This is a genomic window from Longimicrobium sp. (genome assembly GCA_036377595.1).
Classification (GTDB): Bacteria; Gemmatimonadota; Gemmatimonadetes; order Longimicrobiales; family Longimicrobiaceae; genus Longimicrobium.
Genome location: DASUYB010000017.1, coordinates 39,629 through 66,020 on the forward strand (window position 1 = coordinate 39,629; position 26,392 = coordinate 66,020).

General features: G+C 71.1%; 24 protein-coding genes. 17 read left to right on the forward strand and 7 right to left on the reverse strand.

The features are described 5' to 3' along the window. Positions 1 to 53: 53 nt before the first annotated feature. On the forward strand, positions 54 to 788 hold the full coding sequence (locus VF092_02890; protein ID HEX6746235.1) for a transglycosylase SLT domain-containing protein: 735 nt from the start codon (positions 54 to 56) through the stop codon (positions 786 to 788). 113 nt (positions 789 to 901) lie between these two features. Here the strand turns inward: VF092_02890 and VF092_02895 are convergent, their stop codons facing one another. From VF092_02895 to VF092_02910, 4 genes are all read right to left on the reverse strand, one after another. Then, positions 902 to 1,900 (reverse strand): hypothetical protein, encoded by a 999-nt coding sequence (locus VF092_02895; GenBank protein HEX6746236.1) that lies wholly within the window; start codon positions 1,898 to 1,900, stop codon positions 902 to 904. Between the two features lie 176 nt (positions 1,901 to 2,076). Next, positions 2,077 to 3,012: a hypothetical protein gene (locus VF092_02900; GenBank protein HEX6746237.1), complete on the reverse strand. Its 936-nt coding sequence runs from the start codon at positions 3,010 to 3,012 to the stop codon at positions 2,077 to 2,079. A gap of 419 nt (positions 3,013 to 3,431) precedes the next feature. Continuing rightward, entirely contained in the window at positions 3,432 to 3,614 is a 183-nt protein-coding gene (locus tag VF092_02905; protein HEX6746238.1) for a hypothetical protein, read from the reverse strand. Positions 3,615 to 3,738: 124 nt separating this feature from the next. Further along, complete coding sequence (locus tag VF092_02910; protein HEX6746239.1) at positions 3,739 to 4,887, reverse strand: acyl-CoA dehydrogenase family protein; 1,149 nt, start codon at positions 4,885 to 4,887, stop codon at positions 3,739 to 3,741. Positions 4,888 to 5,179: 292 nt separating this feature from the next. Here VF092_02910 and VF092_02915 point away from each other — a divergent pair, with 292 nt between their 5' ends. The 3 genes from VF092_02915 to VF092_02925 all read left to right on the forward strand — a co-directional run bounded on the left by VF092_02915 (position 5,180) and on the right by VF092_02925 (position 9,461). Next, complete coding sequence (locus VF092_02915; GenBank protein HEX6746240.1) at positions 5,180 to 5,968, forward strand: SDR family oxidoreductase; 789 nt, start codon at positions 5,180 to 5,182, stop codon at positions 5,966 to 5,968. A gap of 348 nt (positions 5,969 to 6,316) precedes the next feature. After that, positions 6,317 to 8,488 carry a 3-hydroxyacyl-CoA dehydrogenase NAD-binding domain-containing protein gene (locus tag VF092_02920; protein ID HEX6746241.1) on the forward strand — a complete coding sequence of 724 codons (2,172 nt, stop codon included), beginning with the start codon at positions 6,317 to 6,319 and terminating at the stop codon, positions 8,486 to 8,488. 4 nt (positions 8,489 to 8,492) lie between these two features. Beyond that, positions 8,493 to 9,461: an MBL fold metallo-hydrolase gene (locus VF092_02925; GenBank protein HEX6746242.1), complete on the forward strand. Its 969-nt coding sequence runs from the start codon at positions 8,493 to 8,495 to the stop codon at positions 9,459 to 9,461. Between the two features lie 111 nt (positions 9,462 to 9,572). Here VF092_02925 and VF092_02930 read toward each other — a convergent pair whose 3' ends face one another. After that, entirely contained in the window at positions 9,573 to 10,538 is a 966-nt protein-coding gene (locus tag VF092_02930; protein ID HEX6746243.1) for a hypothetical protein, read from the reverse strand. Positions 10,539 to 10,884: 346 nt separating this feature from the next. Between VF092_02930 and VF092_02935 the strand changes: the two genes are divergently transcribed. From VF092_02935 to VF092_02985, 11 genes are all read left to right on the forward strand, one after another. Continuing rightward, the gene (locus tag VF092_02935) at positions 10,885 to 11,331 is read left to right on the forward strand and encodes a CoA-binding protein (protein HEX6746244.1); all 447 of its coding nucleotides are present in this window, start codon (positions 10,885 to 10,887) and stop codon (positions 11,329 to 11,331) included. Positions 11,332 to 11,718: 387 nt separating this feature from the next. Beyond that, positions 11,719 to 12,405 (forward strand): cytochrome c3 family protein, encoded by a 687-nt coding sequence (locus VF092_02940; protein ID HEX6746245.1) that lies wholly within the window; start codon positions 11,719 to 11,721, stop codon positions 12,403 to 12,405. A gap of 87 nt (positions 12,406 to 12,492) precedes the next feature. Continuing rightward, complete coding sequence (locus VF092_02945) at positions 12,493 to 15,537, forward strand: 4Fe-4S dicluster domain-containing protein (protein HEX6746246.1); 3,045 nt, start codon at positions 12,493 to 12,495, stop codon at positions 15,535 to 15,537. A gap of 1 nt (position 15,538) precedes the next feature. After that, the gene (gene nrfD, locus VF092_02950) at positions 15,539 to 16,975 is read left to right on the forward strand and encodes an NrfD/PsrC family molybdoenzyme membrane anchor subunit (protein HEX6746247.1); all 1,437 of its coding nucleotides are present in this window, start codon (positions 15,539 to 15,541) and stop codon (positions 16,973 to 16,975) included. A gap of 10 nt (positions 16,976 to 16,985) precedes the next feature. Further along, a complete protein-coding gene (locus tag VF092_02955; protein ID HEX6746248.1) occupies positions 16,986 to 17,504 on the forward strand; it encodes a DUF3341 domain-containing protein in 519 nt (172 codons plus the stop codon). Continuing rightward, positions 17,491 to 18,222 carry a cytochrome c gene (locus tag VF092_02960; protein ID HEX6746249.1) on the forward strand — a complete coding sequence of 244 codons (732 nt, stop codon included), beginning with the start codon at positions 17,491 to 17,493 and terminating at the stop codon, positions 18,220 to 18,222. Before VF092_02955 ends, VF092_02960 begins: the two co-directional genes overlap by 14 nt. A gap of 17 nt (positions 18,223 to 18,239) precedes the next feature. Further along, complete coding sequence (locus VF092_02965) at positions 18,240 to 19,538, forward strand: hypothetical protein (protein ID HEX6746250.1); 1,299 nt, start codon at positions 18,240 to 18,242, stop codon at positions 19,536 to 19,538. 229 nt (positions 19,539 to 19,767) lie between these two features. After that, complete coding sequence (locus VF092_02970; protein HEX6746251.1) at positions 19,768 to 20,937, forward strand: L,D-transpeptidase; 1,170 nt, start codon at positions 19,768 to 19,770, stop codon at positions 20,935 to 20,937. Further along, complete coding sequence (locus VF092_02975; GenBank protein ID HEX6746252.1) at positions 20,934 to 21,707, forward strand: hypothetical protein; 774 nt, start codon at positions 20,934 to 20,936, stop codon at positions 21,705 to 21,707. Before VF092_02970 ends, VF092_02975 begins: the two co-directional genes overlap by 4 nt. 315 nt (positions 21,708 to 22,022) lie before the next feature. Beyond that, positions 22,023 to 22,583: a hypothetical protein gene (locus VF092_02980; GenBank protein ID HEX6746253.1), complete on the forward strand. Its 561-nt coding sequence runs from the start codon at positions 22,023 to 22,025 to the stop codon at positions 22,581 to 22,583. 184 nt (positions 22,584 to 22,767) lie between these two features. Continuing rightward, positions 22,768 to 23,625: a TrmJ/YjtD family RNA methyltransferase gene (locus VF092_02985; GenBank protein HEX6746254.1), complete on the forward strand. Its 858-nt coding sequence runs from the start codon at positions 22,768 to 22,770 to the stop codon at positions 23,623 to 23,625. A gap of 7 nt (positions 23,626 to 23,632) precedes the next feature. Here VF092_02985 and VF092_02990 read toward each other — a convergent pair whose 3' ends face one another. Then, the gene (locus tag VF092_02990; protein ID HEX6746255.1) at positions 23,633 to 23,857 is read right to left on the reverse strand and encodes a hypothetical protein; all 225 of its coding nucleotides are present in this window, start codon (positions 23,855 to 23,857) and stop codon (positions 23,633 to 23,635) included. Next, complete coding sequence (locus VF092_02995; protein HEX6746256.1) at positions 23,854 to 24,465, reverse strand: zeta toxin family protein; 612 nt, start codon at positions 24,463 to 24,465, stop codon at positions 23,854 to 23,856. Before VF092_02995 ends, VF092_02990 begins: the two co-directional genes overlap by 4 nt. Positions 24,466 to 24,581: 116 nt before the next feature. On the opposite strand from VF092_02995, the gene VF092_03000 reads away from it, so the two are divergent. Further along, a complete protein-coding gene (locus VF092_03000; GenBank protein ID HEX6746257.1) occupies positions 24,582 to 25,469 on the forward strand; it encodes a DUF72 domain-containing protein in 888 nt (295 codons plus the stop codon). A gap of 23 nt (positions 25,470 to 25,492) precedes the next feature. Further along, on the forward strand, positions 25,493 to 26,167 hold the full coding sequence (locus tag VF092_03005; protein ID HEX6746258.1) for an NAD-dependent epimerase/dehydratase family protein: 675 nt from the start codon (positions 25,493 to 25,495) through the stop codon (positions 26,165 to 26,167). Positions 26,168 to 26,392 lie beyond the last annotated feature (225 nt).

The following is a 26,392-nucleotide window of genomic DNA, read 5'->3' on the forward strand; positions in this document are numbered from 1 at the left end:
CGCGCCACGATTAGATTGGCTCGTCCCCGACGATTCCGCCCGAAGCCACGCCCTTGCCCCGAGCCCGCACCCGCCGTCCGCCCGTACGCCGCACCCGCCGCCGCGCCGCGCGCCCGAAGCTGCGGCTGCGCGCCGGCCCGCGCTTGTGGGTGGCGGTTGCGGCCGCGGTGCTCCTCCTCGCCCTCCCGGCGACGCGGCACGGGCTGAGGGATGCGGCGCGGGCGGTCGCGCGCGCGGTGGCCGATGCACGCGCGGCGGAGGCGCGCGAGCGCGTGGTGGGCGAGTACGCGCGCCGCTACGGCATCGCGCGGGAGATGGCGGACGCCATCGAGCGCGCCGCCCGCGCCGAGCGCGTGGACACGGATCTCGCCTTCCGCCTGGTGCGCGTGGAGAGCGCCTTCAACCCGCGCGCGGTCAGCCCCGTCGGCGCCATCGGGCTGACGCAGATGATGCTGCCGACCGCGCTGGAGCTGCAGCCCGGCATCACCCGCGAGCGGCTGTTCGACCGCGACACCAACCTGCGCCTGGGCTTCCGCTACTTCCGCTCGCTCCTGCGCTTCTACGGCGGCGACGTGGAGACGGCGCTGCACGCGTACAACCGCGGCATCGGCACCGTCGCCCGCATCCGCGCGGAGGGCGGCGACCCGGCGAACGGCTACGCGGAGAAGGTGCGCGGCAGCGTCGGCGCCTCGCCCGTCGACCTCGTCCCGCGCGACACCACCGCGCCCAGGCCCATCCCGCCGCGTGTGGACGAGCTCGCCCCGACGCGTCTGCCATCGGGAACGTGAGCGGCCGGGCCTCGTCCATCTGAGTCCGACGCTGAAAGGCCGCGCATGGGGCGCGGCATTTTTGTCTTCCATCACGATCCTGTCCAGGATCCCGCCGAGAGCGCGAGGGCCGTCTATTTCAGGTCCTTGATGGCCTTCGCCAGGTTCACGAATCCCTCGATCACGCGCAGCCGGAACATCCCGTTGACGGCCAGCAGGAACCACGCGAGCAGCACGAGCGGGATAATGGGTGTCGACATGCCCAGCTTTGACAACAGGTCCGTGTTGTTCAGCAGGTAGCCCAGCACGAACACGGGGAGAAGAAAGCCCAGCCCACGCGTGAGAAACGCCAGCAGCACGGCGGTCCGCGACCGCGGCTGTACGTGGCGCTTCCGGTGCTCCTGTGGCCAGACGAACTCGCCGTACGTGCCCAGCACGAGGATCGGCGCGAGCGACGCCAGGTCCTGCCGCAGCACCTCGGCCGTGGTGGCCACCGGCGCGATCACCCAGCGCTCCCGCTCCCGCACGTATTCCAGCATCTGCGTGAAGTGCGCGTTGGCCCACGCCTGGGTGGTGCTTCCCGCGGGAAAGCGGTACGACAGCAGGAGCAGCGACCGCGCGAGGTAGGCCATGCGGATCAGCAGCATCCGTTTGACCAGCGGTGACGTGATCGGCTCGTCGCGGCGCAACTCGGCCAGGACGTAGAGGATCGAGATGGCCGACAGCGTCTCGGCGTAGTACCGGTCCGACAGCAGCGTGGCGATGCGGAAGGCGATCATCGCGTAGGCGTACGCCAGCAGCAGCAGGGCCGCGCCGATCACCGCCACCGTTTCCGTGCTGCCGCTCAACGTCTGGGTGACGTTCTGCGGCTGGGTGTCCTGCAGCAGGAAATGGTGGATAACGAGCAGCGCGACTCCCGTAAACAACAGTGCGGCGACGAAATAGAACAGGTACGCCGTGCGCCAGCGCGTGGTGAGCACGCGCTCGTGCCGCTTCAGGCTCTCCTCGATTCCCGCGCCGGTGATCCCCAGGATCCGCGCGAGCTCGGGCAACCCCACCCGTTCGCCGGGCTGGTCGGCGAACCGGAACGGCGGCATGAACGGCATGTTCGCGAGCTGCCTGTGGTTCGTCATCCACGTCAGCTCCTCGAACCCTTCCACGCGCCGATCGGTTGGTTCCGGGGTGAACATGGCGGCGAATGAGGGATGCTGCCGAAGGGAGATCCGGGGCGGGACGGCCGTGAGGATGGAGAGCTCGGCCGCGCGCCCGACGGGATCGCATCAATAGGGCGGGGAATTCCCGCGGGCGTCTAGACCCGGCGGACCGTGAAGAAGAAGCTGAACTCGCCGTGATCCGCCCTGTCGGAAACGACGGGGACGACCACCTGCTTCGGGCGCCCGCCGTCGAGCTCGTCCAGGGGGAAGGTCTCGCTCCGGCCGCTCGCCATGTAGTTGCCGAACAGCGCCGAGCGGACCCCCTGCACCTGCACGGTCAGCGTGTTGTTGCGGGTGAGCGCCAAGGACACGATGGGCCATCCCGGACCGACGAAGCGCGTCGTGCGTCTGGCGGGTGTGTCCTGGTAGATGTCGCGTCCCAGCGACCTCTGCAGGTGGCGGTTGACGTAGACGTCGAACCGCCAGTCTGTCGTCCCTGCCGACCCGTCGTGGATGGCCACGATGCTGTCCAGCCGCAGCACGAGCGGGTCCGTGCCGCCCCGCGGCGTCGCGGCCGGTTCGTCCGCGGCGGGCGCGGGCGGGTCCGGCGCGCCCGGGAGCGAGCGCAGGTGCAGGTACGCGGCCGCCACGCCGAGCTCGCCGCTCCGGCGCGGGCGTCCTGGGCGGAGCGTTTGCGTGCCGTGCCCGGCCGATGGATGGATGCCGACGGTGTCGTCGAGGATCGGTGCTGGATCGCGCTCCGTCAGGTCCGGCGTCAGCGCCACGAAGCCGGTGAACAGCATGAAGACGACGAACCCCACCTTCCCGCGCCAGTCGGGGAGCGCGGCGGGCGACATGAACGCGCACAACAGGCTGACCCCCGCCAGCGGGATCTGCACCGTGGCCAGTGCCTCCGAGGAGATGCGCGCCCACGCGGTGGCCCCCACGCACAGCGCGATGGCGACCAGGGCCAGCACCTGGATGGGGCTCAGCCCCGCGACCGCTCTGCGGTGGCGGCCGTTGCGTGCCGGAGAGATCGCGGTGGGATTTGGCGACTGAGGCGCGGGGAGCGCCGGATTCGAATCGCTCATGGTGATCCTGCCTGCGAATGAAATCCTGCCACATTGCCGGGAAGCGAGCCCGCCGACTTCCTGCCGAAATATGGCGCGAAGCACGGCTCAGGCAAGCATTTTCGCGTTGGTGGGCAACTGGCAGGATGGGGAGACGACGCCTCCGCGCGGTCGCGGGAGGCGTGACTGAGCAGGGCGGGTGCAAGCGCCGCGCCGCCTCCGGGAGCATGGAACCCCCAGCAGCGGCGCGGATTTCAGCCTGTCCGCGCGGAGATGCGGGCGGCGCTGGGGCGCGTGTGCCCCGCCCGTCTGCGGCGCGGATTCCCGCGCGCGGTCACGGTGTATCGCGGGAATGCGATGCGGTGTGACGACGAACCGCGGACGCGCTTCGCAGCGCGTCCGCGGTTTTCAGCTTGTGGCGACCAGCCTGCTCCGGCGCTTCAGTCCCGCGGGGGCGGGCAGGTGCAGAGGGTGTTCGGGCAGTAGCTCTGGTACGAGTTCGCGGCGCACCAGGGGTTCGTCGGCACGTCGTGCCCCTTCACCGTTCCGCCTTCCGTCTCGGCTTCCACGGTCTCGAACGAGGCCACGGCGAGCGTGTCGAGGTCCAGCCTGAGCTTCCTCATGGGTGCTCCTCGGGATGTGGGTGAAAGCATCATCCCGATACTAAAACAAGACGGGAATCGACTGACAAGAGGAGGTCCGGAAGGCGACATTGCTCCACTCGCCCGCCGAGAACGCCGTTCTCCCTCATCCCTTCAGCGCCTCGCGGGCGATGACGAGGCGCTGGATCTCGCTGGTGCCTTCGTAGATGCGCATCACCCGCACGTCGCGGTAGAGGTGCTGGACGGGGCCTTCCTCCATCACCCCCTGCCCGCCGAAGAGCTGCACCGCGCGGTCGGCGACGCGGCCCACCGCCTCGGTGGCGAAGAGCTTGGCCATCGACGCCTCGCGCGTCACCCGCTCGCCGCGGTCCATCCGCCACGCGGCGTCGTAGGTCATCTGCCGTGCGGCGTAGCGGTCGGTCTCGCTGTCGGCGATCATCCACTGCACGCCCTGGAACTGCGCGATCGGCCCGCCGAACTGCTCGCGGCTCTTCGCCCGCGCCACCATCGCGTCGATCAGCCGCGCCATCGGCCCCAGCGCGCCCGCGGCCACGGCGATGCGGCCGTGGTCCAGCGCGCCCATCGCCAGCCGGAACCCCTCGCCCTCCGCGCCGAGAACGTGGGACGAGGGGACGCGCACGCCGTCGAAGCGCAGCCGCGCCTGCGAGTACGGCGGCGTCCCCATCGTACGCTGCACCTCCTCCACCACCACGCCCTCCATCTCCCGCCGGTCGATCAGGAACGCCGTCACCCCGCCGCGGGTGCCCTTCTCCGGATCGGTCACCGCGATCACCGTCACCAGCTCGGCGGTGGGGCCGTTGGTGATGTAGTGCTTGGTTCCGTCGATCACCCACTCGTCGCCGTGGCGGACGGCGCGCGTGCGGATGCGGCCCGCGTCGGAGCCTGCCTCCGGCTCGGTCAGCGCGAACGCCGTCGTCAGGTCGCCTCGCGCCACGGCGGGGACGTATCTCCTCCTCAGCTCGTCGCTCCCCGCGGTCAGCAGCGCGGACACGCCGATGCCGTTGGACAGCGTCAGCGCGGCCAGGAAGCCGTGGTGCGCGCGGGCGAGCTCCTCGTGCACGCGCACTTGGGCGTAGGTGTGGAAGCCCAGGCCGCCGAACTCGCGGGGGATGGTGATGCCGAAGAGCCCCGCCTCCTTCAGCCGCCGCATCCCTTCCGCGGGGACGGCGCCGGTGCGGAGGATCTCCGGCTCGGCGGGGATCAGCGTCTCGTCGACGATGGCGCGCGCCGATTGGCACAGCGCCTCGATCTCGGGGGTGGAGCGGGGGTCCATGCGGGCCGGCGGGCGGAGGGTGGTGACGATGGGGATTGTCCTGAATCTCCATGCAACCGGTCCCGGCGCAAGCAGGAGCGTCGCGCCCGGTTCTCCGTCACCGTCCCGTCCAGGTGCAGTTTGGACATTCCTGTTGCAGAGTCGGAAGCCAGGGTGGGGCGGATTCACGGCACGGCACTGAGTGACGCTCAGTTTTTCCAGTATTTGCAAGGGAAATCCACCGGGTTACATTCCGTCACCCGACCCCGCCGAAGGGCGCCATCGAGACCCGCGACATCGGAGCCGTACGCACGTGCCCGCACCCGCCCTGCGCGAGCTGTTCGACCTGACCGGGCGCGTGGCGCTGGTGACCGGCGGCGGCCGCGGGCTGGGCGCCGAGATCGCCGCGGGGCTGGCGCAGGCGGGCGCGTCCGTCGCGGTCGCCTCGCGGAAGCTGGAGGCGTGCGAGGAGGTCGCCCGCGAGCTGCGCGACACGTTCGGCGCCCGCACGCTGGCGCTGAAGATGGACGTGGCCAGCGAGGACGACGTGCGCGCCGGCGTGGACGCGACGGAGAACGAGTTGGGGCCGGTGGACCTGCTGGTGAACAACAGCGGCACCTCGTGGGGCGCGCCGGCGGCCGAGATGCCGCTGGAGGCGTGGCAGAAGGTGATGGAGGTGAACGCCACCGGCGCCTTCCTCTGCTCGCGCGAGGTGGGCCGCCGGCTGATCGCGCGCGGCGCGCCGGGCGCGATCCTGAACGTGGCCTCGATCGCGGGGCTGGCGGGAACGCCGCCGGAGGTTCTGGACGCGGTGGGATATACAGCGAGCAAGGGGGCGCTGATCGCCATGACGCGCGACCTGGCGGTGAAGTGGGCGCGCCACGGCATCCGCGTGAACGCCATCGCCCCCGGCTTCTTCCCCACGAAGATGTCGAAGGTGGTGCTGGAGCGCGCCGAGAAGGCCATCGCCCGGGCCGTCCCGCTGGGCCGCGTGGGGAGCGAGGGCGAGCTGATGGGCACCGCCGTCTTCCTCCTCTCCCCCGCCGCCGGCTACGTCACCGGACAGGTGCTGGCGGTGGATGGCGGGCTGACCGCGGGGTAGGGGCTTTTGCCCAGGCGAATGAATTCGCGGCAACAACAGCACAAAGTCCCTGCAGGACTGCCGCCGCGGCATTCCGGCGACGAGCCGACATTGAAGCGGCGCTGAGTTCTCCCCTCCCCTGCGGAGCGGGGGAGGGGCCGGGGGAGGGGGCCACCCGCGGCCGCGCAGGCATCTGCATCTCGCGCGGGGATCGCCCTCCGCGCTGAGTGGCCGCGAGCGAAGCGAGCCCCGGTCCCTCCCCCAGTTGGTTTTGGGGGAGGGACAGGCGCGAAGCGCCAGGGAGAGGGCGGCGGGCACGACATGTCGTTGTAGAGCAGGCGTAAGACCAACCACATTCAGGAGATCCGGATGGCAAGCACGCTGACCGAGGAGCCGGTCGTGGCCGCCCCGTCGCCCGTCCGCATGGACGTGGAGGACGGCATCGCCATCGTCCGCCTCAACCAGCCCGGAAAGCCGCAGAACGTCATCTCCGCCGACCTGGTCATGGCGATGCACGAGATCCTGGACCGGCTGGAGGGCGGCGGCGAGGGCGTGCGCGCGGCGATCCTCATCTCCGACAAGAAGGGGAGCTGGATCGCCGGCGCCGACATCGACCAGTTCAAGGACTTCCGGACGCCCGCCGACGGCGAGAACGCCAGCCGCGAGGGGCAGAAGCTGCTCAACCGCCTGGAGCGCCTGGTCATCCCCACCGTCGCCGCCATCGACGGCGCGGCGCTGGGCGGCGGGCTGGAGACGGCGCTGGCCTGCACCTACCGCATCGCCACCGACTCGCCGAAGACCAAGATCGGGCTGCCGGAGGTGAACCTGGGGATCATCCCCGGCGCGGGCGGCACCGCGCGCCTCCCGCGCCTCGTCGGTCTCGCCGGCGCGCTGGAGCTGATGCTGACCGGGAAGCAGCTCGACGGCCGCCGCGCCCGCTCCACCGGCGTGGTCGACGAGGTCGTCCCCGCCCCCGTCCTCCTGCGCGAGGCGAAGCGGGCGGCGAAGGACCTCGCCTCGGGGAAGCTGAAGCCGAAGGGCGCGCGCCGCCGCGGCTCGCCGAAATTCGCCGAGAACCTCCCCGGGGTGCGCGGCTTCATCCTGCGCAAGGCGCGGCAAGGGGTGATGAGCAAGACGCACGGCCTCTACCCCGCGCCGCTCAAGCTGCTCGAGGTGGTGGACCGCGGCCTCGACAAGCGCATCGACGACGCGCTCGAGCTCGAGGCGAAGGCGTTCGGCGAGTTGGCGGTGACGCCGGAGGCGCGCTCGCTGGTGCACCTCTTCTTCACCTCCACCGCGGCGAAGAACGACCCCCCCGTGCCGGAGGGGACGAAGCCGCAGGACGTGGACCACATCGCCGTGGTCGGCGCGGGGTTCATGGGCGCGGGGATCGCCGCCGTCAGCGCGGAGAGCGGGATCGAGGTGCGGCTGAAGGACGTGAAGCCGGAAGCGGCGGCGAAGGGGCTCAGGACGGCGCGCGAGACGCTGATCAAGCGGGCCAAGCGCAAGAAGCTGAAGCCGTACCAGATCACCGCCATCATCGACCGCGTGGAGCCGACCGCCGAGTACACCGGCTTCCACACGGCCGACGTCATCGTCGAGGCGGTGTTCGAGGAGGTGTCGCTCAAGCACAGCGTGATCAAGGAGATCGAGGCGCACATCGGCCCGGAGACGGTGCTCGGCTCCAACACGTCGACGATCCCCATCTCGCGGCTGGCGGAGGCGTCGGCGCACCCGGAGAACGTGATCGGGCTGCACTTCTTCTCGCCCGTGGACAAGATGCCGCTGCTGGAGATCATCACCCATCCCGGCACCGCGCCGTGGGTGACGGCGACCAGTCACGCGTACGGGAAGAAGATCGGGAAGACGCCGATCATCGTGAACGACAGCCCGGGCTTCTTCGCCAACCGCATCCTCAGCCCCTACATGGCCGAGGCCGCGCTCCTGCTGGAAGAGGGCGTGCGCATCGAGGACATCGACAGGGCGATGGTGACGTGGGGCTATCCCGTGGGCCCCATCACCCTGTACGACGAGGTGGGGCTGGACGTGGCGCAGAAGGCGGGGACGATCATGGCCGAGGCCTTCGCCGACCGGATGACGCCGGTGACGGTGATCCAGAAGATGGTGGCGGACGGGCGGCTGGGGCGGAAGAACGGGAAGGGCTTCTTCAAGTATGGGGAAGACGGGAAGAAGACCGAGCCGGACGAGGCCGTGTACGCGCTGATCGGCAACCCCGCGCCGAAGAAGCTGGAGCGCAAGGAGATCCAGGACCGGCTCGGGCTGATGATGGTGAACGAGGCGGTGCGCACGCTGGAGGAAGGCGTCCTGCACTCCGCGCGCGACGGCGACGTGGGCGCGGTGATGGGGATCGGCTTCCCGCCCTTCCGCGGCGGCCCGTTCTGGTACGTGGACACCGTCGGCGCGGCGGACGTGGTGCAGCGCCTGCGCGCGCTGCAGGCGAAGCACGGCAAGCGCTTCGCCCCCGCGCAGATGCTGGTGGACTACGCCGAGCAGGGGAAGAAGTTCTTCCCCGAAGGCTGAGCGCGTGAGCCTGGCCGTCCAGGTCGCCCCCGGCGTCCACCGCGTCTCCGTCCCCCTCCCCTTTCCGCCCGGCGAGGTGGCCGCGTGGGTGATCGAGGGCGACGAGGGGCACACGCTGGTGGACACGGGGATCGACACCCCGCCCGCCCGCGATGCCCTCCGCGCCGCCGCCGACGAGGTGGGGGTCACGCGCGAGTCGCTGGCGTACGTCGTCCTCACCCACGCCCACCCGGACCACTACGGGCTGGCCGGCCCCGTGCGCGAGTGGAGCGGCGCGCGGGTCGCCATCCACGAGGAGGAGGAGAAGCTCGCGCGCCGCTTCGTGGACCGCTGGCCCGAGGACCGGCTGCACGCGGCCGAGGTGTTCGCGGAGATCGGCGTCCCCGCGGCGGTGATCCCCGGCTTCCTGCGCGCGAGCGACCTGATCCACTCGTTCTACGCGTGCTTCCACCCCGACATCGTGCTCACCGGCGCGCGCGGGCCGCTCCCGGGCGGCGGGGGATGGGAGTGGATCCACACGCCCGGGCACTCGCCGGGGCACGTCACCGTCTATCACCCGGAGCGGCGGATCCTGATCACGGGCGACCACGTGCTCCCGCGCATCTCGCCCAACATCGGCGCGGACATGTACGCGTCGGAGCCGCTGTCGGACTACCTCGCGTCGCTCCGCGCGCTGCGCGAGCTCCCCGTGGACCTCGTCCTCCCGTCGCACGGCGAGCCGTTCGAGGACCTGGCCAGCCGCATCGACGCCATCGCCGCGCACCACGACGAGCGCAACGGGCAGATCCTGGCCTTCCTCGCCGCCGGCCCGCGCACCTCGTTCGACGTCGCCCGCGGCGTGTTCGGCGACCTGCCGCCCGACAACCTGCTGCACGCGGTGCGCGAGAGCCGCGCGCACCTCGCCTACCTCGAGCGCCACGGCCGCGTCCGCCACTCGCGCGACGCCGGGGTGGAGACGTGGCGGCTGGCGTGACCCGGACCGCATCCGGAGCCTGCGCGCACGAACGGAGGCCCGGCAGCCACGCGGCTGCCGGGCCTCCTCATCGCTTCCTTTCTCCTTTGCCCGCGCCACCGGACGACGACGCTACCGCCCCGGACCTCCGAATGCCGCGAGCTCCTGCTGCGCCTCGCTGAGCGCAGCGATCCGGCGGTTCAGCTCGGGGTTTTCCTGTCTCCAGTGGAACTGGCCTCTCATGGCGAGCTCGCGGTTCTGCGCTTCCTCCGCGCGCAGGTAGCTGTCCAGCCTCAGCCCCGCCGCCGCGAACCGGTCCATGGCGTCGAACGGGCGGGTGGCGTCCGGCGCCGTCAGCGCCTGGCGCATCCCGCGCACGATCTCCTTCACCACGGGCGCGGGGATGCCGGCCTCGCGGAAGCGCACCTCGCCGCGTTCCGCGACGTAGTCCGAGAACGACCGGCGCATCGCCACGCTGGCGCGGCTCAGGCGGGTGAACCAGTCCTCCACGACCGGATACGCCGACGGGTGCTCGATGTAGTGGGTCGAGGGCCATCCCGGCACGTCGAACGGCTTGTCGACCCCGTACTGCTCGGCCACGAACTGCCCGTACGCCGCCGCGTCGTCGAAGCACAGCCGGATGCCGTGGATGGCGCGGACGCGGTAGAGGAACGGCGCGCTCGCAACCATCCTGGCCACGGCCTGCGGCCCGCTGCGCGCCTCCATCGCGTCGAGGTCGGCATCGTACTGCGCCCACTGCGACTTCGCGCGCAGGCACATCGCGCCGGCCAGGGGAAGCATCACCAGCGCCGCGAACACCGGCGCGCGCGCGGACCGCGCCGGTGACGTCAGGTTCAGGAGAAACGCCAGCGTCCAGCACATCCCCGCGAACACCATCCCCGCGAAGATCCCCACCGGCGAGCGGGTGACATAGACGCCCGCGGCGATGGTGGCCAGCGTGGCGGGCAGCCCCGCCCACAACCACGACGGGAGATCGATCTCCAGCGAGTGGCCCGGCTCGGGAACCGCGCGAGCGGGCGACACGTGGATCTCGATGCGGCGCGCGGGTGCGGGCGGCCCGTCGGTGTGGAGGGACATGGGACGCGGTCGGGCGGGTGGGATTGGGCCGGGAGAGAATGGAATCGGCCGGACGTGAGGGTCGGAACCGCAAGATAAACGCGTGGCGTCGAGCGAAGCAAGCGTCTCCAAACGAGCGAGGCTCCGGCCGGGCGGCGTGGAGACCCGGCACCCGGCGTAGACTGGAGTTCACGAAGAAGGGCTCACGCAGAGTCAGCAGCAGTTGAAACCGCAGTTCGACTGCTTACCCTGCTAACTCTGCGTGAGACTTCCTGTTAGATATGTTAATGATGAGGGGCTTGCATGTGGAGACTGTTCGCGCCACCATTCGTTCACACGAACTCTTCGAAATGATGGAGGAATGGGGATGGCGGACGACTGGCAGCAGAACCTGATCACCCGCGGCGAGGAGATCGCGCAGATCTGGCGCGAGGTGCGGCGCATCGCGGTGCTGGGGATGAAGACCGAGGCGCAGGCCGGGCAGCCGGCCTTCTACGTCCCCGAGTACCTGCACCGCGCGGGCTACGACATCATCCCCGTGCCGGTCTACTTCCCCGACGCCACGCACATCCTGGGGAAGCACGTCTACCGCAGGCTCGCCGACATCCCCGGCGAGATCGACATGGTGAACGTCTTCCGCCGCTCGCAGGACGTGCCGCCGCACGTGGACGACATCCTGGCATCGAGTCCGAAGGTCGTGTGGATGCAGAGCGGCATCCGCCACGAGGAGTCGGCGCGGCGCCTGGCCGAGGCGGGGATCCGCGTGGTGCAGGACCGCTGCGCCATGGTCGAGCACCGCCGCTACGCCCACTGAGAACAGAAACAAAAGTCTCACGCAGAGCAGCAGAGGCAGCAGGGGACCACGGTGAGTTCTCCGCTGCCTCTGCTGCTCTGCGTGAGCCCCTGTTTTTTTCTTCTGCCGATTGAGATTGGTTCTCAAACATCCGTCGCAAGACGCGTCTGCGGAGGATCTAACTCGTAGCAGCGCAAATGCTTGTCTTGAGAGACGATACGCTGCCCGCCGCGCGAAAGCCGCCCGGCGGGCATTGCCGTTTGATTGGGGGGGTGCTATATGGGTGTGCTTCCGAGCGGGGTCAGTGAAATACGGGCTCCGCCGCGGGTGCAGGGGAGCCGCAGGCGGCCGGCGGGGACGGGACCCCGGCGGGCGCAGTGCGGCAACGGTTTTCTCCGTCAGGCACACATGAAGAGAGCCTTATCCACACTCGGCCTCGCGCTGCTCGCGATCGCCGCCGCGTCGTGCCGCGGATACTCGGCCGACGAGGGCGACGCCCCCGACCAGCCGATCGCCTTCTACCACAGCGTGCACGCGGGGCAGAACAACATCCCCTGCGCGTACTGCCACTACACCGCCGACCGCTCGCCGGACGCCGGCATTCCCCCCGTGCAGCTGTGCGTGGGGTGCCACGTGCCCGGCAGCAGCGCGCCCGGCGCGGTGGCCAGCCAGGCGTCGCTCGCCTACCCGACGGCGCAGCGCGACACCTTCTGGAACCGCCAGGCCAGCCTGCTGGTGGACTACTGGAAGCGCGGCCAGGCCATCCCCTGGGTGCGCATCCACAAGATCCCCGAGCACGCCAAGTTCCCGCACTACATGCACGTGAACGCCGGCCTCCAGTGCCAGACGTGCCACGGGCAGGTGCAGGAGATGAAGAAGGTGTGGCAGGTCAACTCGCTGCGCATGGGGTGGTGCATCGAGTGCCACCGCGGCGAGACGCCGCTCTCCGCCGTCGAGGAGGCCAGCGTGCGGGCGCGGTCGTCGTTCGTCCGCCGCGTGCGCGAGCTGCGCGCCGCGGGGAACGACGTGCGCGGCGTGCCCGCCACCCGCCCCAACCAGCGCGCCTCCACCGACTGCGTGGCGTGCCACTACTGATGACGATCCGAGCGCGACAGGACGGAGCGCCGGCGGCCGCGGCCGCGGCGGGCGCCCCCAGTGCCAGGAGCAAGCATGGCTGATGGAATGAAGAGACGCGACTTCCTGAAGGTCCTGGGCGTGTCCGGGGCCGGGGTCGCGACCGTCGGGTGCGGCACGCAGGCGGCGGACAGGCTCATCCCCTACGTGGTGCCGCCCGAAGACATCGTCCCCGGCACGGCCACCTTCTACGCCAGCACCTGCCGCGAATGCCCGGCCGGGTGCGGCATCCAGGTGGAGACGCACGAGGGGCGCGTCACCAAGATCGAGGGGAACCCCGGTCACCCGGTGTCGCACGGCAACACCTGCGCGCGCGGGCAGGCCTCGGTGCAGGGGCTCTATCACCCCGACCGCTACCAGGGCCCCATGCTCATCGAGAGCGACGTGGGCGGCACGCCGCGCAACGTCTCGTGGAGCGTGGCCGAGGAGCAGGTGGCGGCGCAGATCTACTCCGCGCCGCGCGGCTCCGTCGTCTTCCTCACCGGCAACTACACGGGGACGATGGCGCGGCTGGCGGACGAGTTCACCGCCGCCATCGGGGCGCGCCGCGTGGTGTACGCGCCGCTCGAGGACGCGCCGCGCAACCTCGACCTGGCCACGGCCGACCTGATCGTCTCGTTCGGCGCCGACTTCCTGGAAACCTGGGGGTCGCCGGTCGACTACGCGTACCAGTTCGCGCAGATGCACGCCTACAAGAAGGGCGGCACGCGCGGGCGGTTCATCTGGGTGGGCCCGCACCGTCCGCTCACCGGGCTGAACGCCGACCTCTGGCTCTCCTGCCGCCCGGGGACGGAGGCGATGGTGGCGGACGCGCTCGCCTCCGGCAACACGGGCGCCGCGGGCCAGGCGGGGGTGGACGCGCGGAAGCTGGAGACCGCGATCCAGTGGGTGCGCGAGTCGCGGCGGACGGTGGCGATGGGCCCCGGCGCGGCGCTCCGCTCCACCGGCGGCGCGGCGCTCGAGGCGGCGGTCGCGCGGCTGAACCGCGGCGGCGCGGCCCCGGCGGCCACCCGCCCGGCGGACATGCGCCCGGTGGTCGAGCTCGTCCGGCAGATGGCGGCCGGCCAAGTCCGCGTGCTGCTGATCGACGCGTCGGACCCGTCGTTCACCCTTCCCGGCGGGCTGCAGTTCGCCCAGGCGCTCAAGAAGGTGCCGGTGCGCGTCTCCTTCTCGTCGTTCCCCGACGACACGGCGCGCGCGGCCAACTTCATCCTCCCGCAGAGCCACTTCCTGGAGAGTTGGGACGACTACGCGCCGCGCGACGGCGTCACCTCCATCGTGCAGCCCGCGATGCGTCCCGTCTTCAACACCAAGCAGGTCGGCGACGTCCTGCTGGCGATCGCGGCGCGGCTCAACCTCGCCCTCCCCGGCGCGGCCGGCGGGGCGAAGACCTACTACGACTACCTGGTGGCCAACTGGGCCGGCCGCGCGAGCGGCTCCGCTTGGCGCGACGTGTTGAAGGCCGGCGGCATCTTCTCCGTCGCGGGCACCGTCGGTGGCAACCCGGCGCCGGCCGCCGGCGCCGTCGCCGCGGCGCAGCCCGCCGCGGCGGGGACCCAGCCGGCTCCGGCGACCCCGGCTCCGGCTCCCGCTGCTCCGGCCGGCGCGGCGCCGGCGTTCGAGGGGTCGGGCGAGTACACGCTGGTGGTGTACCCGAGCTACCGCTTCTTCGATGGCCGCAACGCGAACCGGCCCTGGCTGCTGGAGCTGCCGGACCCGGTGACCAAGGTGCCGTGGGACATGTGGGTGGAGGTCCATCCCGCCACGGCGCGGCGGCTCTCCATCGTGCAGGGCGACGTGCTGGAGGTGCAGTCGCGCTACGGCAGGATCCAGCTTCCCGCCTACGTGTGGCCGGGGGTGCGCGAGGACGCCGTCGCCATCCAGATGGGGATGGGGCACGAGGGCTTTGGCCGCTGGACGGCCGGCCGCGGCGCCAACCCGATGAAGCTGCTGGGCGGCACGGTCGACTCCGCCACCGGCGCCTTCGCCCACTACGCGGTAAAGGTGTCGCTCCGCGCGACGGGGGAAGGCGCGGGGCCGCGCTTCCAGGGGCTGTACGAGAACGGCGTGCGCATCCAGCACGACCGCGAGATCGCGCAGGCCGTGTCGCTGGCCGCGCTGCAGCGCGCCGACGCGCAGGGGCCGGGGATCATCCCCGGGCAGGAGCAGAGGATCGAGGAGCTGAAGGGGAACGGCGGCTTCAAGCCCGTCCCCACCACGACGGACCCGGCGGGCGGCTATCCCACCCCGGGATCGGAGTACGGCCAGTACCTCCCCGGCAACGTGCGCTGGGCGATGTCGGTGGACCTGTCGCGCTGCATCGGCTGCTCGGCGTGCACCGTGGCCTGCAGCGCCGAGAACAACATCCCCGTGGTCGGCCCCACCGAGATGAAGCGCGGGCGCGAGCTGAGCTGGCTGCGCATCGAGCGCTACTTCGGCGTGGGGCAGGACGACCAGGAGGCGTACGCCGACACGGCGACGGACGACGTGCGCTTCCTGCCCATGCTCTGCCAGCACTGCAACAACGCGCCGTGCGAGCCGGTGTGCCCGGTATACGCGGCGTACCACACGCCCGACGGGCTGAACGGGCAGGTCTACAACCGCTGCGTGGGCACGCGCTACTGCGCCAACAACTGCCCGTACAAGGTGCGCGTCTTCAACTGGTTCACCTACGAGTTCGCCGAGCCGATGAACTGGCAGCTGAACCCGGACGTGACCGTGCGCGAGAAGGGCGTGATGGAGAAGTGCACCTTCTGCGTGCAGCGCATCCACGAGGGTGAGCGGCGCGCGGCGGTGGAGGGGCGCCACGTGCGCGACGGCGAGATCGTGCCCGCCTGCGCCCAGGTGTGCCCGACGGAGGTCTTCACCTTCGGCAACATCCGCGACACCAACTCGGCGGTGGCCCGCGCGTCGACGTCGAATCGCGGCTTCCGCGCGCTGGAGGAGCTGAACACGCAGACGGCCATCGTCTACCTGAAGAAGGTCACGCTGCACCAGCCGCGCAACACCAGCCACGAGGCCGAGGAGCGCGCGGAGATGGGCGGTACCGAGCACACGCCGCAGGCCGGCGTCCAGCAGCCTGGAGGGCACTGAGATGGCGACCGAAACGGCGCCGACCGTGGTGAGGTCGGCCTTCCACCCCGAAGTCGCGAGCTACGAGCAGGTCAACCGCGACGCCAACCGGCTGCTGACCAAGCCGGGGAAGGGGTACCTGGCGCTGCTGGGCACGGCGATCTTCTTCGTCGGCCTGATGGTGGTGGCCGAGCTGCACAACATCTGGTTCGGCCTGGGGATGAGCGGGCTGACCAACCCGGTGGGGTGGGGCGTCTACATCACCACCTTCGTGTTCTGGGTCGGCATCGGCCACGCGGGGACGCTGATCTCCGCCATCCTGTACCTGTTCCGGGCGCCCTGGCGGCAGTCCATCTACCGCTTCGCCGAGGCGATGACGGTGTTCGCGGTGCTCACCGCCGCGCTCTTCCCCATCATCCACATCGGCCGGCCCTGGTTCTTCTACTGGCTCCTGCCGCTGCCGAGCCAGCGGCACCTGTGGCCCAACTTCCGCTCGCCGCTGCTCTGGGACGTGTTCGCGGTCACCACCTACCTGACCGTGAGCTCGGTGTTCTTCTACATCGGCCTGATCCCCGACATCGCGGCGGCGCGCGACACGGCCACGCACCCGATGCGGAAGAAGGTCTACTCCATCCTGGCCCTGGGTTGGCGGGGGACGGACCGCGAGTGGCGGCACTTCACCCGCGCGTACCTCTTCCTGGCGGCCCTGGCGACCCCGCTGGTGCTCTCGGTGCACTCGGTGGTGTCGTGGGACTTCGCGGTCTCCATCGTTCCCGGGTGGCACACCACGATCTTCGCCCCCTACTTCGTGGCCGGCGCCATCCTTTCCGGCGTGGCCATGGTGGTGACGATCATGGTGCCGGTGCACCGGATCTTCGGCCTGGGCGCCTACTTCACCGAGACGCACTACGACCGGCTGGCCAAGCTCCTCCTGCTCACCTCGTGCATCGTGGGGTACGCGTACGGGATGGAGTACTTCATGGCCTGGTACTCGGGCGAGCTGTTCGAGCGCGGGGTGTTCTGGGACCGGGTGACGGGCGACTACTGGTGGGCGGGGTGGTCGATGATCACCTTCAACGCCATCATCCCCCAGCTGCTCTGGATCCCCAGCTTCCGGCGCAACCTGAACGCGTTCTTCCTGATCGCGATGTTCGTGAACATCGGGATGTGGTGGGAGCGCTTCGTGATCATCGTGCCGTCGCTGGCCCACAGCTACGAGCCGTGGAAGTTCATGAACTACCACCTCACCTGGGTCGAGGCGTCGATCCTGATGGGGAGCTTCGGGTGGTTCTTCATGTGGTTCCTGCTCTTCCTGCGCTACCTCCCGGGCCTGTCGATCGCGGAGATCAAGGAGGTGCTGCCGCCGCCCATGCGGCACGTGCACGGCGACGAGCACGCCGCCAACGTGGACGCCAGCGGCACGCAGGTAGAGCACTATCCGACCGGCTACTACGCCTGACACCGAGCCTATGAGCAAGCTTCGCACGGGCGTGCTGGGCGTGTTCGCCCACCTGGACACCGCCACCGACGCCATCCGCCGGCTCCGGCGCGAGGGGTACGAGGTCACCACCTACGCCCCCACGCCGCGCCACGAGCTGGAAGAGGCCATGGAGACGCCGGAGAGCCCGGTCCGGATCTTCACCCTGACGGGCGCCTTCACCGGCACCGCAGCGGGCACCGCGCTGGCCACCTGGACCTCCATCGACTGGCCGCTGATCGTGGGTGGGAAGGAGATCATCTCGCTCCCCGCCTTCAGCGTGATCATGTTCGAGCTGACCATTCTGATCGGCGCGCTGTCGACGGTGGCCGGGCTGTTCCTGCTCGGCCGGCTGCCGCACATCGGCCCGCCCGAGGCGCCCATGTTCCATCCTTCGTTCACCGGCGGAAACTTCGGCGTGTTCGCGCACGCCCCGCGCGACCGCTACGACGCCGTGCAGCAGATCATGACCGACGCGGGGTCGGAGGAGGTGCTGGTTGACCACCGCTGAGCGGCTCGCCGTGGTGGCGCTGTCGACCTTCGGGCTGGCGGCGTGCACCGACTGGGCGGGCTACGACCTCGACGTGGCCAGCGGCAAGGTGCCGCAGCTGGCCAACATGCGCCGCAGCGTGATCCCCGATCCGTACGCCATGCCGCGGCTGCCGGCGCCCAACGCGGTGCCGTCGGAAAGCCCGATGGGGGTCACGCCCGCGCACTTCACCAGCGACAAGCTGGACTCCGTGGCCGCCACGCTGCGCAACCCGTACTCCGGGGGCGCGCCGGCGCCGGTGCTGGCGCGCGGGCAGGTGGTGTTCCAGAACAACTGCTACGTCTGCCACGGCCCCGAGGGCGCGGGGAACGGCCCCGTGGTGCAGCCGGCGAAGGGCGCGAACGGGCAGATGTACAGCCGCTTCCCCGGCGCGCCCGCCATCAACGGGCAGGTCACCGCGGCCAAGTCCGACGGCTACGTCTACGCGGTGGTGGCCGCCGGGCGGGGGCTGATGCCGCCCTACGGCCCGCGGCTGACCGAGGCGGACCGCTGGGCGGTGGTGGAGTACGTGCGCGCGCTGCAGGCCCGCGCGGGCCAGGCGCCGCAGCGCGCCGGTGCGGCTCCGGCCGCCCCGGCGACGGCTGCCCCGGCGGGCGCGACGCCGGCCCCGGCGCCGGCCACCGCCCCGCCGTCGACGACGCCCGCACCCGCCCCGGCGCCCGCGCCGGCGGCGCCTTGATCTAGAGAGAGACCGAAATGGCGCATAACGGAGACTTTCCCGCCCGCGTGCCCTTCCGGCGGCTGGCCGTGCCGGGCGCCGCGTGGGGCGCCATCGCCCTGCTGGTGCTGGTCGGCATCGTGGCGGCGGTGATCGGCCTGGGCGGCGACCACGAGGCCGCCGAGCGGGCCTGGCTGGCGGTGCACTTCAACTGGCTGTTCTGGTCGTCGCTGGCGACCGGGCTGGTCGTCTTCGCCATCTCGCAGCAACTCACCAACTCGCGCTGGAGCTGGTCGATCCGCCGGCTGGCCCTCGCGGGGCTGGCGTTCCTCCCCATCTCCTTCGTCCTCTTCCTCCTGAAGCTCCCCGGCCGCCCGGTCTGGTTCGAGCACTGGTGGGGGAAGGTGGACAGCGATCCCATCCTCTCCGCCAAGGCCGCGTGGCTCTCGCCCACGGGGATGCTGGCGCGCGACGTGGTGGGGCTGCTGGTGCTGTACGGGCTGATGGGGTGGTTCGGCTACCACATGCTGCGCGTGGACCTGCACGAGGCGAAGGGGCCCTCGATCTACGGCTGGTTCACCGGCGGCACCTGGCGCGGCGTGGGCGAGGAGGCGCTGCGCTCGCGCAGGATCAGCCTGCGCCTGGGCGTGGTGACGGCGCTCCTGTTCGCGCTGATCTGGGGGATGATCGGGATCGACCAGGCGATGACCATGCTGCCGCACTGGTTCAGCACCATGTTCCCGGTGACCTTCATCGTCAGCGCCTTCCACTCGGGGCTGGCGTTCACCGCCATCGCGATGGTGCTGCTGCGGCGGCAGCTGAAGCTCGAGGAGTACATCACCCCGGCGCAGTACCACGACCTGGGGAAGCTGATCTTCGCGTACGCGGTGTTCTGGATGTACGTGAACTGGTCGCAGTACGTGGTGATCTGGTACGGGCAGCTGCCGCACGAGCAGGAGTTCTTCGTCCAGCGCTTCCATCCCCAGTTCGCGGTGCTGACGGAGATCGCGGTGGGGTGCATCTTCGTCTTCCCCTTCCTGTCGCTGCTGCCGCGCGCGCCCAAGAAGGCGGGTGGGGTGCTGGCGGGGGTGAGCACGATCGTGGTGATCGGCCACTGGCTGGAGCGCTACCTGATCACCGTGCCCAGCGTGTGGACGGGCGAGCACGCGCCCTTCGGGCTGACGGAGATCGGCGTGTCGCTGGGCTTCGCGGGGCTGTTCCTGGCCTCGTACGCGTGGTTCCTGAGCACCTTCCCGGTGCTGCCGTCGCCCGCGTCGCTGGCCGCCATCCCCACGCCGACGATCACGCTCCCGGCCCGCGCGGTCGCGCAGAGCTGACGTCCGCTGGAGCGGAACGAGACGGAGGCCGGTCCCGCTGCTTCGGCGCGGGACCGGCTTCGTTTCAGCCTCACGCGGAGCCGCGGAGACGCGGAGGTGCATGGCCGTTCCCCGTGTCTCCGCGCCTCCGCGTGAGAACCGGGATGGCCGAACCCGCGCGGAGGATGTGGGTACGCAGGTTGCAACCCGGCTTGAAGTTGCGCTGCACGCAGCCCCCTGGGACACACGCATGATCCGCATGATCCACCGCACCGGCGCCCGCGCGCTCGCGCCGACCCTGCTGGCGCTGGCGCTGGCCGCGTGCGCCGGCCGCGCGCCCGTCGTCGCCATGCCCGAGCCGGCGCCCGAGAAGCCGGCCGCCATCGACCCTCTGCGCCCGCCCGTGCGCCCCGACCACCGCTACGTGGTGGTGGACGTGGAGCGCAACGAGCTGCGCTTCATGGACGGCCAGCGCGTGCTCTGGCGCGCGCCGGTGGGAACGGGGACCGGCTTCCGCCTTTCCACCCCCGGGCGCGCGTGGCAGTTCACCACGCCCACAGGCACGCGCTACGTGCAGTTCAAGCAGCTCAATCCTCCGTGGTTCCGGCCGGACTGGTGGTACCACGAGAACAAGCTCCCCGTCCCCTCCGCCGACTCGCCGGCGCGGAAGGAGGAGGGCGGGCTGGGCGCGGCGGCTGTGTTCCTGGGCGACGAGATCGCCATCCACGGCACCGACAAGCCGGAGCTGCTGGGGCGCCGGGTGAGCCACGGGTGCATCCGCCTCTCCAACGCCAACGCGCTCCGCCTCTTCCACGACGTGCAGGTGGGAACGCCGGTGGTGATCGTGGGCCAGGCCGAGGTGCTGGGCGAGCAGCCGGACAGCGTGGCCCGCTTCACCCGCGCGCGGCGGGGGACGACGACGCGCGTCTTCCGCAACCCGATGGCGCGGCTGGGGACGGCGACGCTGCTGACGCGGCTCGACCGCGCGCTGGCGCCGGCGGCGGACGACAGCACGTGGACGCTGGTCGCCAGCGCGCTGCTGGAGCGCGGGCTGACGACCGACGCGCCGGCGCTGCGCGGGCTGCTGGAGCGCGCGGGCCGCGCCGAGCCCGAGGCGCGGCGGCGCGAGTACGCCAACTTCCTCGCGGACGCCTTCGCCCGCGGCGCACTCCGGACCGTCGTCTCGCTCAACCGCATCGCCCCGGCGGCGCGGCAGCGGGCGGTGGAGGAGATCGTGGACGCGACGATGGCGCTCTACCACGGTCCCGCGGATCACCCGCTGGCGCCCTGGCCGACCCGCCGCGTCCCCGTCTCCATGCTGGGCCCCGAGGGGCAGGCGGGGTGGCGCGCGCTGCAGGACGCCGAGGCCGCGTACCGCGAGAAGGTGGGCGCCGCGCCGGCCGCCGCGGGGGCGCGGTGAGCGCGACCGGCGACGGCTCGCTGCTGGGCCGGCAGGACCTGCACTGCCACACGGTGATGTCCGACGGCCACCTGACGCTGGAGCAGGTGGTGGAGGTGGCGGAGCGTCGCGGGGTACAGGTGGGGATCGCCGACCACGTCTCCACGCGCCACGAGCTGTTCGTCCGCACGCGCGGCGAGGTGGAGCGCTACCTCGACGCGCTCGACGGGGCGCCGGTGTTCCGCTCGGCCGAGTTCTGCTGGTGCGACACCCTCTGGCGCGACCTGCCGGACGAGGTGATGCGGCGCTTCGACTACCGCATCGGCTCGAACCACGGGTTCTGGCTCCCGGACGGGTCCACCGCATCCCCCTGGTGGGAGACGCTGCCGGCGCCGTGGGACGCGGAGCCGCAGCGGCTGATGGAGATCCTGGCCGCGAATCTCTGCGACATGGTCCGCACCATGCCGATCCAGATCGCGGCGCACTCGACCTTCATCCCCGCCGCGTTCACGGAGCTGGAGCCGGACGTGCACGCGTGGTGGACCGAGGAGCGCGAGGACCGCTACGTCGAGGCGCTGCGCTGCGGCGGGGTGGCGCTGGAGATCAGCAACCGCTACCGGCTGCCGCACGACCGGCTGCTGCGCAAGGCCAAGGACGCCGGGGTCCGGTTCTCGCTGGGAAGCGACGGGCACAGCGAGCGGCAGGTGGCGGCGCTCGATTGGGCGGCCGAGACCGCCCGCCGCATCGGAATCACCGACGCGGACCTGTTCGTCCCCCAGCGCTGGGCGTGACGGTCGGGAGATCGGGCGGGCGCGACAGCAATGTCATCCTGAGGGCGCGGAGACGGGAAGCGCGGAGTGCTCCGAATCCGCCGCGCCCGAAGGATCTTGCCGACGCGGCAGGAGATCTGCGCAACGGGCGGACGTTGGTCGCGGCGCGAGTAGATCCTTCGGTCGGCGCTGGAGATCCGGGCAGGACGCGGTTTCGGTGCGGCGCCTCCCTCGGGATGACATCGATCTGGATGGAGATGGATTGCCGGGATCTCAACCCGGCTGCGGTGCGGGCGGAGGTTCGATACGGACTCGAATGAGGCGGAGGAGGGGTTGATGCGCGACGACGAGCCGCGGCCGGGCGGGATGGGAGATCCGGCGTACGGAGCAGGGGGTGAGCCCGTCCGCGGGCTGGGCGGCGAGCAGGCGAAGTTTCGCCCCGCGCCCACGGCGGGCGACCGCGAGATCTGGCCCGCCGACGACGAGGAGACGGACGAGGATCGCGTCGCGCGCGCCCGCCGCGACCCCTCCGCCATCCGCGCGGAGGACACCGAGCCGTACATCGGCCTCCAGTACGTCGCGCGGCTGTTCAAGATCGTGGCGATGGTGGTGATCGTGGCCCTCACCGCCGAGATCGTGGCGGCGCTGGTGATGGAGGGCCCCAGCGCGCTCCTGCCGCTGATCCTGGAGATCCTGCAGGGCGCGGTGCTGGCGGCGGTCCTCTGGGGCGCCAGCGACCTGACGCTGCTGTTCATCGACGTGGGCCACGACGTGCGCGCCGCCCGCGTGCTGCTGGGCCGCATGTCCGCGCGCGTGGGCGGCGGCTTCGACGCCGGCCCGGGCGCCGACCAGCGCCAGCGCCCCCGCCGCGACGCCGGCGAGGAGTACGTCGGCTAGGCTCTGGCGCACGGGCGAGCGGCGCGGCCAGAATGATGCACCCCGGGGCAGCCGCTCCGGGGTGCGCGTTTCTTCACCCTCCCCCCAGTCGGTTTTGGGGGGAGGGTCGCGCGAAGCGCGGGGAGGGGGGCCTCCGGGGCGGCGGCCGCGTGGAGGTGCGGTTTAATCACGGATGACAGATGAGATGAGCGAGACCGGGCAGGAGATCAACCCGCAGATCGAGCAGGCGAGGCAGGCGCTGGAGGGGATCGTGGTGGTCCTGTGGCAGACGCAGGACTACGTGAACATCGCCGGCACCATCCGGGCGATGAAGAACTTCGGTCTGACGCGCCTGCGCCTGGTCAGCCCCGCGCTGTGGGACCCTTATCGCATCGAGGGGATCGCGCACGACACCAAGGACATCGTGGCGTGCACGGAGATCTTCGACACGCTCGACGAGGCGCTGGCCGACTGCTCGTACGTGATCGGGATGACCGCGCGCGAGCGCCGCGCCAAGCGCGCCGTGGCCCGCCCGCGCGACCTCGCGCCCGAGCTGCTCGCGCGCGTCACGTCGCCGTCCGGCGAGGAGGCGTCGGGGCCGATCGCGCTGCTGTTCGGGCGCGAGGACAAGGGGCTGAGCAACGAGGCGCTCGACCTCTGCCACCGCACCTGCATCATCCCCACGACGGAGCACGCGTCGCTGAACCTGGCGCAGGCGGTGCTGCTGATGGCGTACGAGCTGTGGATGGCGGCCGCCGGCACCGCGCTGCCGTTCAAGCCGCCCCGCCGCGACGCGCCGCCGCCCACCGTCGAGCTGCTGCGGGTGGTGTTCGACGACATGGAGCGCGCGCTCTGGGCCATCGACTTCTTCAAGACGCGCAACAGCGAGAGCGTGATGCGCACCCTGCGCGAGCTCGTCCGCCGCGCCGACGTGGACGCGCGCGAGGCCGGCTTCCTGCGCGCCATGGCCATCGAGGTGGTGAAGTACCTGAAGCGCGCCGGCGTCTACGAGGAGCGTGGGCCGGCGGCGAAGGAGGAGGGAGTGGGGGAAGCGGCGGAGTAAGGCCGCGTCAGGCGTCTTCCTCCGTGTAGCCCGGCTCGCCGGGGAGCTTGATCTCCCAGGGATCGACGTGCTCGATCCTCTCGTTCCGCCAAAGGACCATCGGTACGCCCCCCGCGCGGTGCCGCCGGACGGCATCGCCAAACGCGAGACCGAATGCCTCGTCAATCGCCGAGCGGTCGCGGATCACCGCTTCGATGTCCTTCCCTGCGCGCTTCGCTCCCATGACGATCACCTCCTGTGCTTCCTTGCGGGCGGCGCTACTAGCGTCGCCCAGTCACCTGCTTTCAGAATCTGGCAGGCCGCATCACCCACGCCAAGTGCGACGGGAGCCAGGCGGCCGGAATTCGCTCTCGTCGCATCGTACACCATCCAATCGGTCACGGCCCACCGATACACCTCGCGGAAGTTGTCGATACTGCGATTGTACCGCCGCCGTACGTCCTCAGGCGGGACAGCATGGCCTCCGAGCCGCACCCGGGTAGTGACGCGCTCAACGGAGAACTCGGCGGAAGGCACCCACAAATAGAACAGGTGGATGGCATAGCCGTCGGCGCGGAGGCGCTCGAGGGTGCGGCGATGCGCGAGGCCGGAGAGCGTGGTCTCGAACGCGAAGTCGGCGCGTGCGCGGCGGAGCTCGTCCAGCCGCGCTAGCATGATGCGGCCGGCCTGCATCGCGGCCGAGGCGGGATCGAACCCGGCCAGCCCCTGGGCGATGACGTCCGCGTTCACGAACGTGCCGACCTCGAACGCGCCGACGAGCAGGCGCGGGGCCAGCGTGCTCTTCCCCGCGCCGTTCGGCCCGGCGAGAATCACGGCGTGCGGCTGCGGCGAGTCCGTCATCGGCTCCGGATCCGGGGGTGCGCGACGACTCACGTTAGCCCCGGATCGCGCCCGGACACAACACTGCGGACCCGAACCTGCAAGGCTGCGCCGCCGGATCGCGAGCGGAGAGGCGGATGGCGAAGCGGGCGCGCGGGGTGGGGCGGAGGTTCGTGGGGATCTCGGGGTGGACGTATCCCGGGTGGCGGCGCGTATTCTATCCCGAGGGGCTGGCGCACCGCCGGGAGCTGGAGTACGCCAGCCGGAAGATGGACTCCATCGAGATCAACGGCTCGTTCTACTCCCTCCAGCGCCCGTCGAGCTACGAGAAGTGGTACGACGAGACGCCGCCCGGCTTCGTGTTCGCGGTGAAGGGGAGCCGCTTCATCACCCACATGCTCAAGCTGCGCAACGTGGAGACGGCGCTCCCCAACTTCTTCGCGTCGGGGGTGCTGCGGCTGCGCGAGAAGCTGGGGCCCGTCCTCTGGCAGTTTCCCGAGCGGATGCCGGCGGACCTGGAGCGCTTCGCCCGGTTCCTGGAGGCGCTGCCGAAGTCGACGGATGAGGCGGCGGAGATCGCCAGGCGCCACGACCACCGCCTGGACGGCCGCGCGTGGACGGAGGCCGAGGTGGCGATGCCCGTGCGCCACGCGTTCGAGATCCGCCACCCGGGCTTCCTCGGCCCCGAGTTCGTCGCCCTGCTGCGCGAGCACAATGCGGCGCTGGTGTTCGCCGACACGGCGGGGCGCTGGCCCTATGCCGAGGACGTCACGGCGGACTTCATCTATATCCGCCTGCACGGTGCCGAGCAGCTCTACGCCAGCGGCTACAGCGACGAGCAGCTGGACTGGTGGGCCGCGCGCATCCGCGAGTGGCGGCGCGGCTGCCAGCCCGCCGACGCGACGTGCGTGGCCCCGCGCGCCGGGGATGTCGCCACGGGGCGCGACGTGTACGTCTACTTCGACAACGACGCCAAGGTGCACGCGCCCTTCGACGCCATGCGCCTGATCGAGCGTCTGCCCTGACACCTCACCACCGGGAGGGGCGATTGGACGGGACTGCGAAGCCGCGGACGGCGCTGGTGCTCGGCGCGACGGGACTCGTCGGCGGCCACTGCGTCGACCTGCTGCTGGGGGATGACGCCTGGTCGCGCGTGACCGTGGTCGGGCGTCGGACGATCCATCGCGAGCACGCGAAGCTGGAGCAGCGCGTGGCCGACTTCGACCGGCTGGACGAGGCGGCGGACGTGTTCGCCGCGGACGACGTGTTCTGCTGCCTGGGGACGACGATCCGGAAGGCGGGCTCGCAGGAGGCGTTCCTGCGCGTGGACCACGACTATCCCGTCGCGGCGGCGCGCTTGGCGAGCGAGCGCGGGGCGACGCGCTTCCTGCTCGTCACCGCGCTGGGGGCGGACGCCGGGTCGCGCATCTTCTACAACCGCGTGAAGGGCGAGGTGGAGCGGGACGTGGCCGCGCTTCCGTTCGCCGGGGTGCTGTTCGCGCGCCCGTCGCTGATCCTGGGCGAACGCACCGAGCGCCGCCGCAGCGAGGCCATCGCGCAGAAGGTGATGCCGCTGCTTTCGCCGCTCCTGCTGGGCCCGCTGCGGAAGTACCGCGCGATTGACGCGCGCGCCGTCGCCGCCGCGATGGTGCGGCTCGCGCGCGAGCGCTTCACCGGCGTGCGCATCGTCGAATCCGACGAGCTGCAGGCCCTCGGCGGCTGATCCCAATCCCCCAAAGAATCTCACGCGGAGACGCGGAGGCGCGGAGAAACTCGGCGGCGGCAACTGAGTTCTCCGCGTCTCCGCGCCTCCGCGTGAGACAAAAAGATCGCCGGGGGTGGATCCTAACCGAATCACCGGTTCCGGTGTCGTTCCTTGACACCGGGAAACACGCGTTCGATTCTACGCGCACACAGACCTCCCCGTCACCCATCGGCGCGGCCCGCC

Excerpts from the sequence above, each read along its gene's own strand:
- VF092_02965 (HEX6746250.1), top strand. The coding sequence starts at position 18,240 with ATGGCGCATAACGGAGACTTTCCCGCCCGCGTGCCCTTCCGGCGGCTG.
- VF092_02940 (HEX6746245.1), top strand. The coding sequence starts at position 11,719 with ATGAAGAGAGCCTTATCCACACTCGGCCTCGCGCTGCTCGCGATCGCC.
- VF092_02910 (HEX6746239.1), bottom strand. The coding sequence starts at position 4,887 with ATGGACCCCCGCTCCACCCCCGAGATCGAGGCGCTGTGCCAATCGGCG.
- VF092_02935 (HEX6746244.1), top strand. The coding sequence starts at position 10,885 with ATGGCGGACGACTGGCAGCAGAACCTGATCACCCGCGGCGAGGAGATC.
- VF092_02945 (HEX6746246.1), top strand. The coding sequence starts at position 12,493 with ATGAAGAGACGCGACTTCCTGAAGGTCCTGGGCGTGTCCGGGGCCGGG.
- VF092_02955 (HEX6746248.1), top strand. The coding sequence starts at position 16,986 with ATGAGCAAGCTTCGCACGGGCGTGCTGGGCGTGTTCGCCCACCTGGAC.
- VF092_03000 (HEX6746257.1), top strand. The coding sequence starts at position 24,582 with ATGGCGAAGCGGGCGCGCGGGGTGGGGCGGAGGTTCGTGGGGATCTCG.
- VF092_02995 (HEX6746256.1), bottom strand. The coding sequence starts at position 24,465 with ATGACGGACTCGCCGCAGCCGCACGCCGTGATTCTCGCCGGGCCGAAC.
- VF092_02930 (HEX6746243.1), bottom strand. The coding sequence starts at position 10,538 with ATGTCCCTCCACACCGACGGGCCGCCCGCACCCGCGCGCCGCATCGAG.
- nrfD (HEX6746247.1), top strand. The coding sequence starts at position 15,539 with ATGGCGACCGAAACGGCGCCGACCGTGGTGAGGTCGGCCTTCCACCCC.
- VF092_02905 (HEX6746238.1), bottom strand. The coding sequence starts at position 3,614 with ATGAGGAAGCTCAGGCTGGACCTCGACACGCTCGCCGTGGCCTCGTTC.
- VF092_02980 (HEX6746253.1), top strand. The coding sequence starts at position 22,023 with ATGCGCGACGACGAGCCGCGGCCGGGCGGGATGGGAGATCCGGCGTAC.
- VF092_02920 (HEX6746241.1), top strand. The coding sequence starts at position 6,317 with ATGGCAAGCACGCTGACCGAGGAGCCGGTCGTGGCCGCCCCGTCGCCC.
- VF092_02970 (HEX6746251.1), top strand. The coding sequence starts at position 19,768 with ATGATCCGCATGATCCACCGCACCGGCGCCCGCGCGCTCGCGCCGACC.
- VF092_02900 (HEX6746237.1), bottom strand. The coding sequence starts at position 3,012 with ATGAGCGATTCGAATCCGGCGCTCCCCGCGCCTCAGTCGCCAAATCCC.
- VF092_02895 (HEX6746236.1), bottom strand. The coding sequence starts at position 1,900 with ATGACGAACCACAGGCAGCTCGCGAACATGCCGTTCATGCCGCCGTTC.
- VF092_02985 (HEX6746254.1), top strand. The coding sequence starts at position 22,768 with ATGAGCGAGACCGGGCAGGAGATCAACCCGCAGATCGAGCAGGCGAGG.